Source organism: Sneathiella aquimaris (genome assembly GCF_026409565.1).
In the GTDB taxonomy this organism is placed as follows: Bacteria; Pseudomonadota; Alphaproteobacteria; order Sneathiellales; family Sneathiellaceae; genus Sneathiella; species Sneathiella aquimaris.
In genome coordinates this window covers 3826659-3842154 of sequence record NZ_CP112881.1, presented here as the reverse complement: position 1 = coordinate 3842154, position 15496 = coordinate 3826659, and the positions used below count along the sequence as shown (strand labels likewise).

General features: G+C 48.3%; 15 protein-coding genes. 8 read left to right on the top strand and 7 right to left on the bottom strand.

What is annotated here, in order from left to right; all coding sequences use genetic code 11:
• The first annotated feature begins 31 nt into the window (after positions 1 to 31).
• Genes OIR97_RS18195 through OIR97_RS18180 form a run of 4 tightly spaced genes read left to right on the top strand, consistent with a single transcriptional unit; the run spans position 32 to position 3389 of the window.
• Positions 32 to 487, top strand: a complete 456-nt coding sequence (locus tag OIR97_RS18195) for a MaoC family dehydratase (protein ID WP_169543618.1) — start codon at positions 32 to 34, stop codon at positions 485 to 487.
• Positions 484 to 1377 carry an HpcH/HpaI aldolase/citrate lyase family protein gene (locus OIR97_RS18190; RefSeq protein ID WP_169543617.1) on the top strand — a complete coding sequence of 298 codons (894 nt, stop codon included), beginning with the start codon at positions 484 to 486 and terminating at the stop codon, positions 1375 to 1377. The genes OIR97_RS18195 and OIR97_RS18190 overlap by 4 nt, the downstream gene beginning before the upstream one ends.
• A 15-nt stretch (positions 1378 to 1392) precedes the next feature.
• On the top strand, positions 1393 to 2568 hold the full coding sequence (locus OIR97_RS18185) for a CaiB/BaiF CoA transferase family protein (protein ID WP_169543616.1): 1176 nt from the start codon (positions 1393 to 1395) through the stop codon (positions 2566 to 2568).
• Between the two features lie 41 nt (positions 2569 to 2609).
• The gene (locus tag OIR97_RS18180) at positions 2610 to 3389 is read left to right on the top strand and encodes an enoyl-CoA hydratase/isomerase family protein (protein WP_169543615.1); all 780 of its coding nucleotides are present in this window, start codon (positions 2610 to 2612) and stop codon (positions 3387 to 3389) included.
• Between the two features lie 29 nt (positions 3390 to 3418).
• On the opposite strand, the gene OIR97_RS18175 is transcribed toward OIR97_RS18180, so the two are convergent.
• Positions 3419 to 5152 (bottom strand): ATP-binding protein, encoded by a 1734-nt coding sequence (locus OIR97_RS18175; RefSeq protein ID WP_169543614.1) that lies wholly within the window; start codon positions 5150 to 5152, stop codon positions 3419 to 3421.
• A 298-nt stretch (positions 5153 to 5450) separates the two neighbouring features.
• Between OIR97_RS18175 and OIR97_RS18170 the strand changes: the two genes are divergently transcribed.
• Together OIR97_RS18170 and OIR97_RS18165 are read left to right on the top strand one after the other, a co-directional pair.
• A complete protein-coding gene (locus OIR97_RS18170) occupies positions 5451 to 5972 on the top strand; it encodes a PAS domain-containing protein (RefSeq protein WP_169543613.1) in 522 nt (173 codons plus the stop codon).
• Positions 5973 to 7208, top strand: a complete 1236-nt coding sequence (locus OIR97_RS18165) for a methyl-accepting chemotaxis protein (protein WP_169543612.1) — start codon at positions 5973 to 5975, stop codon at positions 7206 to 7208.
• Positions 7209 to 7289: 81 nt separating this feature from the next.
• Here OIR97_RS18165 and OIR97_RS18160 read toward each other — a convergent pair whose 3' ends face one another.
• From OIR97_RS18160 to OIR97_RS18135, 6 genes are all read right to left on the bottom strand, one after another.
• Positions 7290 to 7832 carry a CARDB domain-containing protein gene (locus OIR97_RS18160; RefSeq protein ID WP_169543611.1) on the bottom strand — a complete coding sequence of 181 codons (543 nt, stop codon included), beginning with the start codon at positions 7830 to 7832 and terminating at the stop codon, positions 7290 to 7292.
• 125 nt (positions 7833 to 7957) lie between these two features.
• Positions 7958 to 8740 carry an SDR family oxidoreductase gene (locus tag OIR97_RS18155; protein ID WP_169543610.1) on the bottom strand — a complete coding sequence of 261 codons (783 nt, stop codon included), beginning with the start codon at positions 8738 to 8740 and terminating at the stop codon, positions 7958 to 7960.
• A 126-nt stretch (positions 8741 to 8866) separates the two neighbouring features.
• Positions 8867 to 9775, bottom strand: a complete 909-nt coding sequence (locus OIR97_RS18150) for a LysR family transcriptional regulator (RefSeq protein WP_169543609.1) — start codon at positions 9773 to 9775, stop codon at positions 8867 to 8869.
• Positions 9776 to 9818: 43 nt separating this feature from the next.
• Positions 9819 to 10628, bottom strand: coding sequence for an SDR family NAD(P)-dependent oxidoreductase (locus OIR97_RS18145; protein WP_169543608.1), 810 nt, complete (start codon positions 10626 to 10628; stop codon positions 9819 to 9821).
• A 24-nt stretch (positions 10629 to 10652) separates the two neighbouring features.
• Positions 10653 to 11369, bottom strand: a complete 717-nt coding sequence (locus OIR97_RS18140) for an SDR family NAD(P)-dependent oxidoreductase (protein WP_169543607.1) — start codon at positions 11367 to 11369, stop codon at positions 10653 to 10655.
• A gap of 8 nt (positions 11370 to 11377) precedes the next feature.
• Positions 11378 to 13399 carry a B12-binding domain-containing radical SAM protein gene (locus tag OIR97_RS18135; RefSeq protein ID WP_169543606.1) on the bottom strand — a complete coding sequence of 674 codons (2022 nt, stop codon included), beginning with the start codon at positions 13397 to 13399 and terminating at the stop codon, positions 11378 to 11380.
• Between the two features lie 994 nt (positions 13400 to 14393).
• Between OIR97_RS18135 and OIR97_RS18130 the strand changes: the two genes are divergently transcribed.
• Both OIR97_RS18130 and OIR97_RS18125 read left to right on the top strand, forming a co-directional pair.
• On the top strand, positions 14394 to 14648 hold the full coding sequence (locus OIR97_RS18130; RefSeq protein ID WP_169542756.1) for a helix-turn-helix transcriptional regulator: 255 nt from the start codon (positions 14394 to 14396) through the stop codon (positions 14646 to 14648).
• Positions 14638 to 15378: a replication protein RepA gene (locus OIR97_RS18125; RefSeq protein WP_169543605.1), complete on the top strand. Its 741-nt coding sequence runs from the start codon at positions 14638 to 14640 to the stop codon at positions 15376 to 15378. The genes OIR97_RS18130 and OIR97_RS18125 overlap by 11 nt, the downstream gene beginning before the upstream one ends.
• Positions 15379 to 15496: the final 118 nt, after the last annotated feature.

Genomic DNA, 15496 nt, shown 5'->3' with positions numbered 1-15496 from the left:
AGAACAAAAAACGAAAACAGAGAGGACTACAATGTCAGGTTTATATTATGAAGAGTTTTCCGTTGGTCAGGAATTTCATCATGCGTTGACCCGCACCGTGACCGAGATGGACAACATCATGTTTTGCGCAATGACGCATAACCCACAACCGCTGCATCTGGACGAGGAATATTCCAAACAAACCATGTATGGACAACGTATCGTCAATAGCCTGTTCACGCTGGGCCTTGTGATCGGTGTGACTGTGGCCGATACAACCTTGGGAACGACCCTTGGTAATTTGGGGATGGGCGACATCCGGTTTAAAAATCCGGTATTTCATGGAGACACTATCCGCGTTGTTACCCGGATCAAGGACAAGCGCGAAAGCAAGTCCCGCCCCAACGAGGGCATCGTGACGTTCGAGCATATTGGCTACAATCAGCGTGATGAAGAAATCACCTATGTTGTGCGCACCGGTTTGATGAAAAAGAGGCCTGCAGAATGATACGATCATGGCTTTTTGTCCCAGGGGACAGTGAAAAGAAAATGACAAAAGGTCGGGGAAACCCGGCCGATGCCCTTATTCTGGATCTGGAAGACTCCGTGTCCGATGATCGCCAGGCACTTGCGCGGGATCTGACAGCCACGTTTTTGAAACAGGAAACGGACCGAAAGCAGCAACTCTGGGTTAGGATCAATCCACTTGATCACGCGTTTTCATTGGAAGACCTTGCGTCGGTGATGCCGGGCGCACCAGACGGCATTGTTTTGCCGAAAGTAAATTCTGCGGCTGACCTCAACCTTCTTGCCTCATATCTGAAAATTCTGGAAGTGCGGGAAGGACTGGCTGTCGGCAGCACAAAAATCCTGTCTGTCGCGACTGAAACCGCCGCCTCTTTGTTGACCTTCCATACTTATCTGGAAAATGTGACGGATCGGCTTGTGGCGTTGACCTGGGGCGGTGAAGACCTGTCCGCTGCATTGGGCGCCAGTGATAATCGGCATCCAGTGACCGGCGAATATGATGATGTGTTTCTGTATGCAAAATCCATGTGCCTTGCCACCGCCAGAGCGATCGATGCGCAGCCCGTGGGCGTTGTGTATGTCAATTTCCGGGATTTAGCGGGGCTGGAAGCAGAATGTTTGCGCGATCGGCGGTCTGGTTTCATTGGTAAGGCCGCGATCCATCCGGATCAAACCGCCATTATCAATGATGCCTTTACCCCGACGGATGAAGAAATCGAGCATGCCCAAAATGTGATCCGGGTATTTGAAGAAAATCCGGGTTTAGGAACAGTGGGCTTGAACGGAAAAATGCTTGATATGCCGCATTTGAAACAGGCGCGGAATGTTCTGGATCTCGTGCAGAAAATAATGGCGAAAACGCAGTCTTAACAGGGAGAGTGTAAAATGGCGGGATCCCTTGATGGTATTCGCATCATTGATCTGACAACCGTTGTTCTGGGCCCATGGGCAACTCAGATGCTGGGGGATATGGGGGCCGATGTTATAAAGATCGAAACCCCTTCTGGTGACACAACGCGGCATACAGGTCCCCGAAAAACGCCGACAATGGGACCCTTATTCCTGTCGGCAAATCGAAATAAACGCAGCGTTGTTCTTGATTTAACTTCCCCCGAGGACCGGCAGGCCCTGTTCAGGATTGTCGAAACAGCCGATGTTCTTGTTCATAATTTCCGGCCCAGGGTGATGGAAAAACTGAAGCTGGACTATTCAGAGTTTCGCGACCGATTTCCCAACCTGATTTACTGTGCAACTTATGGGTTTCGTAAAGACGGGCCCAAGGCTAACGATCCGGCCTATGACGATATTATCCAGGCCGCCAGCGGGCTTGCGGATCTTCAGACGATAACCTCGGATCAACCTCGCTATGTCCCAACAGTCATGGCCGACAAGACAACCGCCTTTAATGTGGTGTCGGCAATTCTGGCGGCTCTGTTTGCGCGGGAAAGAGGCGCGGGCGGTCAAGAGATTGAAGTGCCGATGTTTGAAAGTCTGGTGGATTTTGTGATGGTCGAGCATCTGTTCGGTGCTGTCTTTGATCCACCGATTGATCAGATGGGATACGCCCGGTTACTGAATACCATGCGCAAACCCTATGCGACAACAGACGGATATCTGGCAGTTTTGCCGTATACGGATGATAACTGGCGCGCCATGTTCAAGATCGCCGGACGCGAAGATTTGCAAGCGGATCCCCGATTTTCCAATCTGGCATCCCGGGTTCAGCATTCCGAGGAAATCTATGGATTTTTAGAAGAAATCGTTGCGACCCGATCCAGCGACGAATGGGTGGCTTTGCTGCGGGAGGCGAATATTCCTGTTCAGCCGGTGTTGACCAAAGAGGCGTTGTTGGAGGATGAACAGTTGAAGGCATCGGATTTCTGGAAATTCGAGGATCATCCCACAGAAGGGCGTATTCGAATGACGGATCCGCCGATCCGCTTTTCAGGGACGCCGTCATCGATCCGGCGCCTCCCCCCCTTATTGGGAGAGCATACGGAAGAAATTTTGCGCGAAGTGGGCTTTGAGCGCGAGGGAAATGAAGAACCCACGTGCACCTAAACCGGCCAGATGGGCTAACAAACACGAAGAGGAGGGGACAGATGCCGGACTATCAGGCGATATCGGTGCAACAGGATGAGAGTGTTCTGATCTTGTCGTTAAACAAACCAGACAGTTTAAATGCATTGACCTTCCAGATGATGGATGAGGTGCTGGATGTTCTGGCGATGATCAAAAACACGCCCGACATTCGGGCGCTGGTGATCACGGGATCGGGTCGCGGTTTTTGTTCAGGGCAGGATTTGAAAGATCGCCCCAAAGGGGACGATATTATCCACCAGATTATGGAATGTTATTTTAAAGCGTTTCAGGCCATTCGAACCTGTCGGGTTCCTGTTATTATGGCGGTTAACGGGGTCGCAGCAGGCGGCGGTTTTTCATTAGCTTTAACGGGCGACATTATCCTTGCCGCGCGTACGGCCCGTTTTATCCAGATTTTTAGCCGGATCGGCCTCAGCCCCGATTTAGGATCGACATATTTGTTACCCAAGGTGATCGGGCGGCATCGGGCGCTTCAATACATGATGACAAACGATCCGATCTCGGCGGATCAGGCGGAAAAATGGGGATTGATTGCCGCACAGTTTGAACCGGAAGACCTTATGAGGGAAACCCGTTTGCTTGCTCATAGATTGGCCGCCGGGCCTACACGGGCCCTTGTTGCGGCCCGGTCATTGGTGGACGATCAGCAGGACGCTGAATATGAAGCACGGTTCCGCGCAGAGCTCGCGGTCAATATGGATTTGAAAACCGGATTTGATGCCACTGAAGGGGGACAGGCTTTCATGGATAAAAGGCCAGCACGGTTTCGCGGGGTTTAAAGGATGGGTGAGCCGGATTACCCCGGACCTTAAGAGGCAACAGATTCAAGATTTTCATAAATTTGTTGTGACGAAGACTGGCACAGTGTCAGTGGGATTCTGATCTTGGCACAGGTTCCATTATTTTTGCTGCTTTCTATTTCCAGTTTACCGCCACGGGTTTCAATCAGGGATTTGCAGATATAAAGGCCCAGGCCAGTTCCTGAGGTTTTGTTCTTTGCTGTATAGTCTGTATTTTGAAGAATGAACGGCTCTCCAATGCGTTTGAGGACTTCTTCTGGAATACCGGGGCCATTATCCGTTACGGTTAAAATGATTTCTTTGTTGTCGGTGACATTCCAGTGAATGTTGATCCAACCATTTTCGTTTGGCACAAAGCGCAGCGCATTTGAAATCAGGTTGTTCAGAATTTGCGTCAGGATAGTTTTGTCGGAATAAATGCAGTTTGGAAAATCAGGACCTTTTTCAACTGTAATCTTGATTTCCTTGTTATCGTTCATATTTTCGAACCGCCTGGCAATGCGCGCGGAGTGTTCCACAACGTCATAATTTTCCAGGGAAAACTGATATCCGGTTGCTTCATACTTAGAGATATCCAGAACATCATTGACCATACTCAGAAGACTTTCACCGCTTTGATAAATGTCTTCCACATAGCTTTCGTAATGTTTGTTATCCATGGGCCCCCAGATCCTTTTGCGCATCATGTCTGAAAAACCGATGATGGCGTTTAGGGGCGTTCTGAGTTCGTGGCTCATGGATGCCAGAAACATCAATTTCGCCTGATTTGCCTCTTTTGCGCGAAGGTTGGCATGCCGCAATTGTTGCTGGCTAAGTTGGTCTTCGGTTATGTCGGTTCGCATGGACACAAAGCGTGCGATCTTTCCATCCTGGTCCAGAACAGGAACGATTGTTGACTTCACCCAGTATATATTTCCGTTTTTGGAGCGATTGCAAATATCGCCTTTCCAGATGTCACCACGTGAAATGGTGCGCCACATATCTTCAAAAAATTCAGGTGGGTGCACTTTTGAATTCAGGATCCGGTGATCCTGACCTACCAGTTCTTCTTTGGTATAGCCCGATATTTCGCAGAACAGCGGATTAGTCTTAGTAATGATGCCATTTGCATTGGTTTCACTGAAGATGGAATGGGCGTCGATAACCGCCTGCTTGCTTGTCAGTTCTCTTTCAACTTCCAGCCGTCGATAGTTGTCCAAAAACAGTAGGCCCAGGAAAGCAACGCTGGGGGGATACACAATCAGAATAGCGATCGAAAGATCTGCAATGATGTTTTCGAAGCTTTCTGCATGCAGCAACGGAAAGAGGCTGATCAGTCCCAGATGGACAACAAAACCCAGCCCAAGAAGCATCCAGACTGTCACTTTTTCGGTTTTTCCGTGCACATAAACACGTAACGCACATCCGCACCCGGTTGCGATTATAATGGAAAGGACCCCAACCATTGCGCCGTCGCCGCCAAGCCATAGTCGGTATCCACCGGCCATAACCATGGCAATGGTACCGCCGATATAGCCACCGAATAAACCACTGAGGGCAAGGATGATTGTCCGACCATCAAAAAAAATGCCGGGAGCGACTTCGAAAGGCACCATCATACCAATAATGCTGATTAAGCCGAACAGGAGACCAAGCGCAGGCAGGATCAGGTTTGATCGATCTTGTAATTCTCTGATGATATACTTGTGGATGAGTGCAAGGGTTAATAACAGAGTTACTTCTTTAACAAGGCCTACGATCAACAAACTACTCCATACTACCTAGAAGGCACTTTAAGAAGTAATAGGGTATCAAAAAGTGCTTCACAAAACGATAAGGATTTTATAAGCCTTTGCCCCCTTGCCGGACCCATAGAAATTACCTGATGATATACTATCATGCTATATATCTATAGTCTTAGAAAAAAAATAAAAAAAATACACAAAAAGAACTAATTTAACATGTGCGTGTCTAAGTTATTCCTTTTTTAATTATTTGTACGTTAGAACGCCTAATCGAGAACCCAAATACCTGCGTAACACGTACATCCCTGAGGCTTCCATGCACATCACCCCTGTTGATACGGAAATTAAATTTTCGCCTGATGAAATCATTGTGTCCAAAACGGACTTGAAAGGCCGGATAACCTATGCGAACGATGTCTTTTGCCGGGTTGCGGAAATGAAAACAGCCGATGTGATCGGTAAGCCACATAATATTATCCGCCATCCGGATATGCCAAGAAGCGTGTTCAAGCTTCTATGGGAAACCCTGCATCAGGAAAAAGAAATTTTCGCCTATGTGAAAAATATGTCTGCTACCGGGAAATTTTACTGGGTTATTGCGCATGTCACGCCATCCTGGAATGCAGAAGGGGCCGTCATTGGTTATCATTCCAACAGACGGGCACCGGATACGGCAATGGTTCGGGAAATTTCGAAGTTATATGCAGACGCCCTCGCAGAAGAAAACAAGCATACAAACCCGAAAGCGGCAGCGGACGCGGGGTATGAATTTTTGAATGCCAAAGTTCAGGCAGCGGCAGAAAATTATGATGAATTTGTCTGGAAGATGGTGGCCTGAATGTTTGGATTATTTGGCGGAAAAGAAAAGACTGACGAAAAAACAGCTGAGGCTTCTTCTATCGACCTGTTGAAAGCGGAACTGGAGGCCTATAAAGCAGCCTTTGCGTCCTTGCAGGAGGTTACTGAGCGGGTGCAGCGCGGGGATATGGAAGCCAGGATTATTGACTGGGATTGTCATGGTGACCTGTCGCCAACTCTCGCCGGTTTTAATCAGACCCTTGATCTCACGGATTCGTTTATTCGGGAATCAACGGCCTCCCTTTCTGCGGCGACAGCCGGGATTTATTATCGCAGGTTTCTGGATACCGGTATGCGGGGTCGTTTTGGCGATGGCGCCCGACAGATGAATTCCACGATTGAAACCATGCAGCAAATGAACGCCGATAAAATTCGCCAGCGGAATGACCTGAGTGACGCCTTTGAGCAAAGTATTGGTGAAGTTGTTCAGATCTTAAGCGCGACCGTTTCTCAGGTCGCGAGTACATCTTTGCAACTGAAAGAATATGCAACGGAAAATCAAAATCTTGCCTCAACCGTGGCCGCCGCGGCGGAAGAAGCGACCGTTAATGTGCAGACAGTGAGTGCCGCGTCTGAACAACTTTCCGCTTCTGTGCAGGAAATTGCCCGGCAGGTGGCCGCTTCTTCGACGAGAACCTCTTCTGCATCAGAAGATGCAACCTTAACTTCGGAAACCATCCAGCAATTAAAGGGCGCGTCTGAAAATATTGGCATGACGGTTGGCCTGATCAAAGACATTGCAGATCAAACAAACCTGCTGGCCCTGAACGCCACGATTGAAGCGGCAAGAGCCGGCGAAGCGGGTAAAGGATTTGCGGTTGTGGCCTCTGAGGTAAAAAGCCTTGCCCAGCAGACCACCAACGCAACGGGTGAAGTTGATCAGCAGGTTCAATCCATTCAGGGCAGTACAGAAAGTACGGTTTTGGCCGTCCAGAAAATTGCAGATTCGATCCTGCAGCTGAATGAAATCACGTCGTCGATCGCGTCTGCTACTGAAGAGCAAACCTCGGCAACCCTTGAAATCAGTCGGAATATTCAGGAAGCCTCCCAGGGCACCAATGAAGTCGCGGTTAATATCAGTAAAGTTTATGACTCTGCGACGAGTACATTGAAATCAGCCGATGAACTGGATGCGGCCGCGTCTCAGTTGAACGCGACGGTTCTGTCTTTAAAAAAACAATCAGCAGAATTTTTGCAGGTGATCAAAGTAGCATAAGAGGCATTATCAGCATTCCTGAAGAATAAAAAAGGCCCGTACCCATCAGTTCGGGCCTTTTTTGTCAAATACGGGGTCAGGTTATTGATAATTCATGCCGTAGCTGTTGTTTGTCTCATTGCTTTCCGTGATCTTTTTAAAATAATCGGCTGTGAAAAGAAGACGATCACCCCGCGTATAATTTTCAGGCGGGATCGTAATCGTGACCAGCTTTGTTTGCCCGGAGGCGATGGGAGGAATAATCGCATCCGCCCCCCAAGACTGGTTATTTGCCAGAAAATGCTGACCAAATAAAACGCCTTGTGGTGCGGGGCCAGCTCCCATATTCCGGATTTTCACCTGAAAGGTATTTTGAGAGCCAGGCTTCCGTTTCGCGCCCATGATTTTAAAATCAGGCAATGCGACTTTCGCTTTTACCCGTTTCGGCGCAGTCATTGACCGAGAGGGGGCTGAATTGCTTTTTATCTTCGCGTCTTCGCAATGATATGCGCCATTTTCCAGAACAGGCAATTGACCAAGGGGACATTTGGGTTTCGGCCCGTTTGGGTTGTTGGCCATTGCGCTGGACGCGACGGTGGAAATTACGAGTGCGGTTAATAGAGTAGAAAGCGTAGAGATTTTCATAACAGGTTCCTTTTTCAGAGTGTAATACCTGTTTGTCGTCGGTCCATGCGCTGAGGTTCAAAAATAAAAATTTTTTCTCGACTGGCAGGCGATGCCATTGCGGTGCGTCTCTTGGATGGCCAATTTTAATTACTTGGCAGACCTACACGGTCGCGGCCTTCCGGGGTTTTGATCGAAAAATCACTTCCTGCAAATTCAACACCGCCCGGCCCACAAAGAAACGCAACAGCCTCGGCGGCCCATTCAGCGGGGATGTGAACAGAGGGGTCAAGATTGCTGACCGCGTTGATCTGGGCCTTTCGGATTTTATCCATCATGCCGGTTGATACGGTGCCCGGTGATAGCCCGACGATCCGAATATTGTGCCCGGCGACTTCCAATTGGGCAATTTCGGTGAGTTTTTTGCCTGCCGCTTTTGTAGAGCAGTAATGACTCCACCCGGTCAACGCGCTGTTCGCTGCTCCGGAACTCAGGTTAACAATGATACCGCCGCCAAGCGCCCGCATGATCGGTATGGCGGAACGCATCGAAAAATAGATGCCCTTGAGATTGATGTCGACGGCCGCGGACCACAGTTCAGGGTCGCTGTCAGCCAAATAACTTAAGGGTTCTATGACCCCTGCATTGTTTACAACGATATCGAGTCGTCCGGTTTCCTTCTGACAATATTGAACAGCGGAGCAAACCGACTCATAGTCACTGACGTCACATCTTTTGAAATGGGCTATTCCGCCTTTTGCACGAATATCATCCGCTGCCTGCATTCCGTCGTTTTGGTCGCGCGCTGTCAGGATGACTTCGGCACCGTACTCCGCCAGTTTAAAGGCCGTGGCCAATCCGATCCCGCGGCTTGCGCCGAAGATCAAAGCTGTTTTTCCTGTGAAATCCTGCGGGCGTATTTGTGTCATGAAGCTGTTTCCTGTGCATTGGTTGAAGAAAGCAACAGGTAACAATCGGTCCCAGCGGAATAAAGTAGCCAATCTGCATTATATTAATGCAATAGAAACATTAATAGGAATAATCTTGATTATATGTCAGGTCACCGTTCCGATTTTTCTGCGCAGGAAATCGAGCATTGCCCGTACTTTAGCGGGCACATAGTGCCGACTGGGATAAAGCGCCCAGACGGCCGTTGAAAAATTGGTTGCTGTCACGGAATAATGCGGAAAAAGATCAATCAGGGTTCCCTTTTTCAGATCGTCCCGAACAAGCCAGTCAGCGAGAAGCCCGGCACCCAAACCTTCAAGGATCGCTGTTTTTACACTAAGGGCTGATTGAACGGTCATATCGCCCTGTATGGGAATTCGGCTTGTTTCGGCGGGGTTTTCTGTGTTTTGAAAAAAAAGATCTGTCCGATAAGATGGCAAGGAATGGGTAATGCAGTTTACATTTTTCATTGCGTCAGGCGTGTTCAAGTCGCCGATTGACTGGGAAAAACCTGGTGTCGCGCATAAGAAGTAGCGGGTGTCCATCAATCGGGTTGTGATATGATCTGCATGGTCCGACGGTTGCAACCGAATGGCCAAGTCGATCCCTTCCGAGATCAGATCGACAACGGTGTCGGTAAAAATGAGATCAAGCTTAATATTCGGATATTGTTTTTTGAACGCGGCCATCAAGGGCATGAGAACAATCTCACCGAAAGCGACTGAGGCCGTTAGTCGCAGGGTCCCGCTGGGACCTTTTTCCGAAGGGCGGAGTTCTTCTTTCGTTTGTTCCAGTTCTTCCAGAAGGGTGATGGCTCTTTGCAAGAAATGGTGACCCGCTTCGGTTAGCGACATGCTGCGGGTCGTTCGTTGCAGCAAGCGAATGCCCAGTTCATCTTCAAGTTGGCTGATTGACCTGGAAATGGAAGATGGATTAACATCCCGATCTGCTGCCACCGCAGCAAAGTTTAATTTTCGGGCGACTTCCAGAAAGATCTGCAGGCTGTCAAAATTCATTCATGCAAAATATGCAAGTATTTAACAGGGCGCAATCTTTATTCTAGTCAGAGGACGCCAGAGCCTGTGACAGCGCAAGGCCGGTTCCAAATGTTTCGGTGAGCCCAAGTCCGCCATCAATGGTCAGCACCTGCCCGGTAATATAGGAGGCCTCGTCAGAACAAAGAAACGAAACCGTTCTCCCAATATCAGAGGCCGATGCAACCCGGCGAAGGGGAACGGTTTGCTCGACAATGCGCACATTTTCCGGAAAGTCTGTTAATTTGACGCCTTCGCTTCGATTGACCAGTCCCGGAGCGACCGCATTAACCCGAATGTTATCAGGTCCCAGTTTAACCGCCAGATACCGAGTAAGCTGTTCCAAACCGGCCTTCGAGACATGATATGCCCAACTGGTTTGTTGATGGGCGATCCGAAGCGCGGTTACAGAGGATACATTCAGGATTGCGCCATGACCGGATTTTTTAAGCAGGGGTGTCGCGTAATCCGCAAGATGAACGGCCGCTTCCAGAACCAGTTTGCTGTGATCATTCCAGTCTGTTCCTGCCAGTTTTCCAATATATTCTTTTTTGCGGGCCACGGCGGCGTTGTTGACGAGGATATCAAGGCCGCCTAAAGAGGCTTCAACCTGCTGGATGGCTTTTTTACATCCCTCAGGCGCCATGATATCTGCCTCGATGGCTATGACCGGCGCGTCTTTCGTCGAGAGTTTTTGAGCAACCTGCCCTGCTTTGTCTTTTTGGATATCAACAATGGCAACGCTGGCGCCGTTTTGATGCAGGGTTTCAACGATGCCCTGTCCAATTCCCTGGGCACCACCGGTCACCAATGCAATTTGGCCTGTATGACGCATGATTAGGTTCCTATTGTTGATCCATTACCGCGGAAGCCCCGGGCGGATCTCGACCCAGTTTATATTGGCCCGTTTCGGGGTGTTGAGAATATTGCCGATGACCAGAGCTATATCTTCAGGCTGGATTTGCCAGTCCTGTTTTTCCACATCGGCAAATTCGGTTGCCACTGTCCCGGGCGCCACAAGACTGACGCTGATGCTATGTTGACCCAAATCCAGAAATAACGCTTCTGTAAAGCCCTGTATCCCTGATTTTGTTGCACTATAGGCGGTGCCACCAGCAAACGCATACCGTCCTGAACGGCTGCCCAGATTGATGATATGGGCATTGTTTGATTTCATGAGTTCTGGAAGGGCCGCCTTGCTGCAATTGAACACGCCCGTCAGATTGGTATCAATCATGGCCTGCCAATCATCGATCGACAGATCAATGATGGAGGCAATTTTCCCAACGCCGGCATTATTGACCAGAACGTCAATCTGTCCCATGGCCGATGCGGCCTCAGCCATCATTTTCGTGACATCTTCATAGCGGCGAATGTCGCAGACGGCCCCATGCAAAACGGCCTTCGCATGCTTATCCTGTAGCGTTTTCAATGCGTTTTCAAGGTTGGCGGCCGTGCGGGCACAGATAAAAACGGAATGTCCCTCAGCCAACAGATGGTCTGCTGTTGCAAAGCCGATCCCGGCAGATCCGCCTGTCACGACACAGTTTAATGAAGACGGGTTCTGATCGGCCATGCTGGTCCTTACGCTGCTGCAACAGGCTTTCTAAACAATCGATGAATATGCGGATAGCGCATCAGCAATTTTCCCAACCCATCGAAACTATCGCCAAATTCATCTGCATAATTTTCAATAAGCTCGCGCTGAACCGAGTTGTGCGTCAGCGAATAAATCTGTGCGCTGTTGATGGAAAGCTGTTCAGGCAGGATCTGAAAAGCGTTCTGCTCTGCTTTCTCCATGTCAAAGGAGAAGCTTTCGTTATAGTCCGCTTTTTCGGAAAGCAGAGCCTGTTTTCTGATCCGACTAAACCGCTGGAGTTCTTTCAAATAAGCGCTTGTGAGGTTATCCAGTTTGCCAAGCTCAGCAAGCCAGTCTTCGAGAACCGAAAAAATGACCGTGTTCATTTGATCAAACAGAACGAAGAACGCCGTTGCTTTACCGGTCGACATTTCGTTCGTGCCCCGTTCATCAACCAGCATACGGTCAATATCGCGCCGAACAGTATCGCCCAACTCTTCTGCGCTGTCCCAAAGACGGTCCGATGTGCCGACCCTGAAGTCATCATACATCTTCGTGATATCGTCAGAAAATTCCCGACGGCGGTCAAAGAAGCGCATGATGAAGTCGAACCAGGAAAGACCATAGGCTTTGCAAAGCCCCTGAACCTCCGCAAAGACCTTGCCGTTATGCAGGATCTCGATGGTTAGGTCCATTTCACGGCAGGTTACATAATCGTCGAATGGTAGTGTGGAATTGGAGACCAGGATTTCTTCAGATTCCACTGAGACAATTTCTTCGCCGGCAAGTGCGTAACGTCCGAAGGAGCGCGGCATGATCCGGTGTTTGGTCCGCATGTCATATTTAACCCGGTTGTCGGGAGTGTTGAGGACGGTTTGCGGCAACATGATAAGTTGATACATCCGGATGTTATCGAAATCCATTTCGACCGTGTCGCGTAAAGATTGTTTATGGGCCGCGATTGAATCGCCGGGCAGCCCGAGAATAAGCTCGGAATAGGTGCCTGTGGCGTTGGTATTCGCCATTTTGCCCGCTTCTGACAATTTATCGACGGATATGTTGGACCGCGCTACATTTGCAAGAACCGTTGCGTCAGTGGACTGCAAGGACGCGGCCATACTGACGGCCCCGTTCAGGCTTTTCACAATGTCGACAACCCGTTCTTTCTGGTTTTTGCCGGTCGAAACATGGACATATTTCGGATAGTTATATTTTTCCTGACACTGCGCGATGATGCGTGCTTTTTCATAATCCTGTTTGAACATCCCAAAATTGGCATCTGAAATGTACAAATCCCGCGGGCCGCGAACCCGTTCAGAGATGTAGGTCATTTCAGCTTCCAACTGGCCCTCACGCTGGCTTACCAGATTGTAGTATTTTGTGCCTTCCGTGCAAAAGGCGCAGGAGAAAGGGCAGCCCCGTGTTGTGTGAATCATCGGGCCGAGATTTTCATCAAAGAACTTATCCATTAACCCCATCAGATAGGGAGAGGGAACATCTTCCAGGTTCAATCTGGGCAATAGGGGGCCTTGAATAACCTCATCGCCAATCGCGTAATGGATATTCCCAATTTCCTGCCGTTGAGCCTTAATTTCTGCCACATCAAAGTCAGCCGCGACAAGGGCATCCAGAAGAAGGCAAAAGGCTTCTTCTCCCTCGCGGGCGACATGGAAATCGATATCCGGATTGCGCTTCCAAAAGGCGGCAATCTCTTCATCCGTCAGGCCATAATTTGGCCCGCCAAAAACAATCACAGTTTCAGGCCAAAGCTTTTTGATGGTTTTGGCATATTGCCGCGCCAGATCATAATTCCAGGAATAATTGGCAAAGCCCACAATATCGGGCACCTCAGTTTCAAGGGCCTGACTTAAATCTTCTGGATATTTGAACAGTTCCAGCGAGACTTCATCCGGTTTTCTATCCAGTAAATACGCACCGACGAGCCCAATGGACAGGGGAAAAACATTTGACGATAGGACAAGGCCGTTATGAGTGAGGTCAGCAAGGTATATTTTGGCTTTTGGCATCAATCAAATTCATCCAGTTTAAAGGGCGGAAACAGGCATTTTGCCAGCGTTTTAACCCGATTAATTCCCCTCGATTTTGAGGGCAAACATGACGGATGTCAAAGTCTGTGTCAATGAGCGACGTTTCTGCTTCGGAAATGACATTTTTCTAGCCAAAAAAAACAGAGCCCCTACAGAGCCCCTATCGGGTTTTTGGAGCGCACAGACAACCCATTTACAAACGGCCACGGCCCCCGTTGGGTCATGTCTTATTGATGGCCCGAAAAATGGACAAAGCCCAACCGGACCAACAGACAATGTCAGGCGATTAATACCTGCTTTAAAGTCAAAAAATCTGCCGTCGCGCTTTTATTCAGCGCATATCCAAGGTACAGCGTTTCCCTTAACAAATAGGGGGCGTCGATAATTATCTAAAGTTTGAAAAAATTGGCGCACCCGACACGATTCGAACGTGTGACCTCTGCCTTCGGAGGGCCTAAATAAGTTATTGTAATGCAAGAGAATTTTATCTAGTGCTTTGATTCAATTATACATTCCGATTTATACAAATCAAGTGAAATGCTATCAAATTGATATTCAGTGTCCCAAAATTGTCCCAAAAAATGGTAATGAGAATCTATAATAAGTTTTGAATTCAATGGATGAAAATTTTTGGTAATTCGATTGATTCGGAATTTGCCAAATATCAACCTATGGTTTTCGCCATAGTTCGTCATAGTTCGCCATAGTTGTGTAAAAGTGAAAAATTTTTATTGGAAAACAAATATTGCACTCTATAGTAGTGATAATTTCACTGTTACTGTTTTATTTTGTCTAACTTATTGAATAGTTTTGATTAAATTGTCATGAGTATCCTCTATAGGTAGAATTGTTTCAACCAATTTTAAAACATCCATTTTTCTGAAAAATTGGGTAAAATGAAATTTGTTGCAGTCGGGATTCGAGTTCATTCAACCTAATCAGCATACGCCACAGTTGATTAGGAGAAGTTTGAATGAGTAGTAAATACTTAACCCGTAAGCAAGTAGCAGAATGTTATCCCATCAGTTTTTCGAATTTGGCGCACCTTGCCCATCAAGGACGAGGGGTCCGATATCGGATTATCGGGAAGAACGCTGTTTATAGAGTTGACGATATAGAAGCCTGGTTAGAGCAGCAGGTGATTGAGCCGACCAAGGGGCGGCGTGGGCGTCCTAGAAAGAGCAAGAAAAGACAAAAATCATTGGTGGCGAACGATAATGACCAATAGGAATGTAAAGGTCGTAATTGGTGGTCAGGATTACTCGGATCGTTTATTTGACGCTCGGATGAGTAGAGTTCTCAGAGTGGCAAATGACATGATGTCGGGGCCCGGTGACAATATCGGTTTTCTTCATAGCGCTATGTGTCAGACCTTTTTGCCATCCAGACGCTTATCAGAGAGCACGCGCGTATGGGAGTGTTCGAATGGACAAACTTCACTGCAAATTGAAGCAGGTTCTGCATTTAATCCAGATAACAGACAGTGGCGAGAATTACCGCTTCCCAGTGGTAGTAGAGCCAGACTTGCATTGATCCATTTGAGCACGGAGGCTGTTAGGCAACAATCGCCCGTGATCAAGCCCAACCGATCAATGACTTCGTTCCTAAAAAAGATCTTGAACAGGGATCCAAACGGCCAGGATATATCTGAGTTCAAGTATCAGATGTCTGCCCTCGGAACAGCAACAATAAGGTTGGCGACGCGAGAGCGACAAACTCAATCCCATATTGTTTCTGATTTTGATCTGATGTGGCTCAAACTGGAAAAGTCGCGGGTGTTGTGGCCATCAGAATTCGTTCTGTCCAATGAGTATTGGTCCTCTCTTCAAGAACAGGCAGTTCCAGTAGACCTGAACGCTTTGACAGCGATATCGTATTCATCAATTGCCATGGATATCTACCTTTGGCTGACACAACGTTTACATAGGGTGACGCAGCCATACACTGTGTATTGGTAGATCCTTTGGAAGCAGTTTGGCCGGGGGTATAAAAGGCTTAGAGATTTCAGGCGCAAATTTCTCCATGCCCTGTATGTGGTCAAAAAAATTTACCCAAATGCTCTTGTCGCTGAGATAT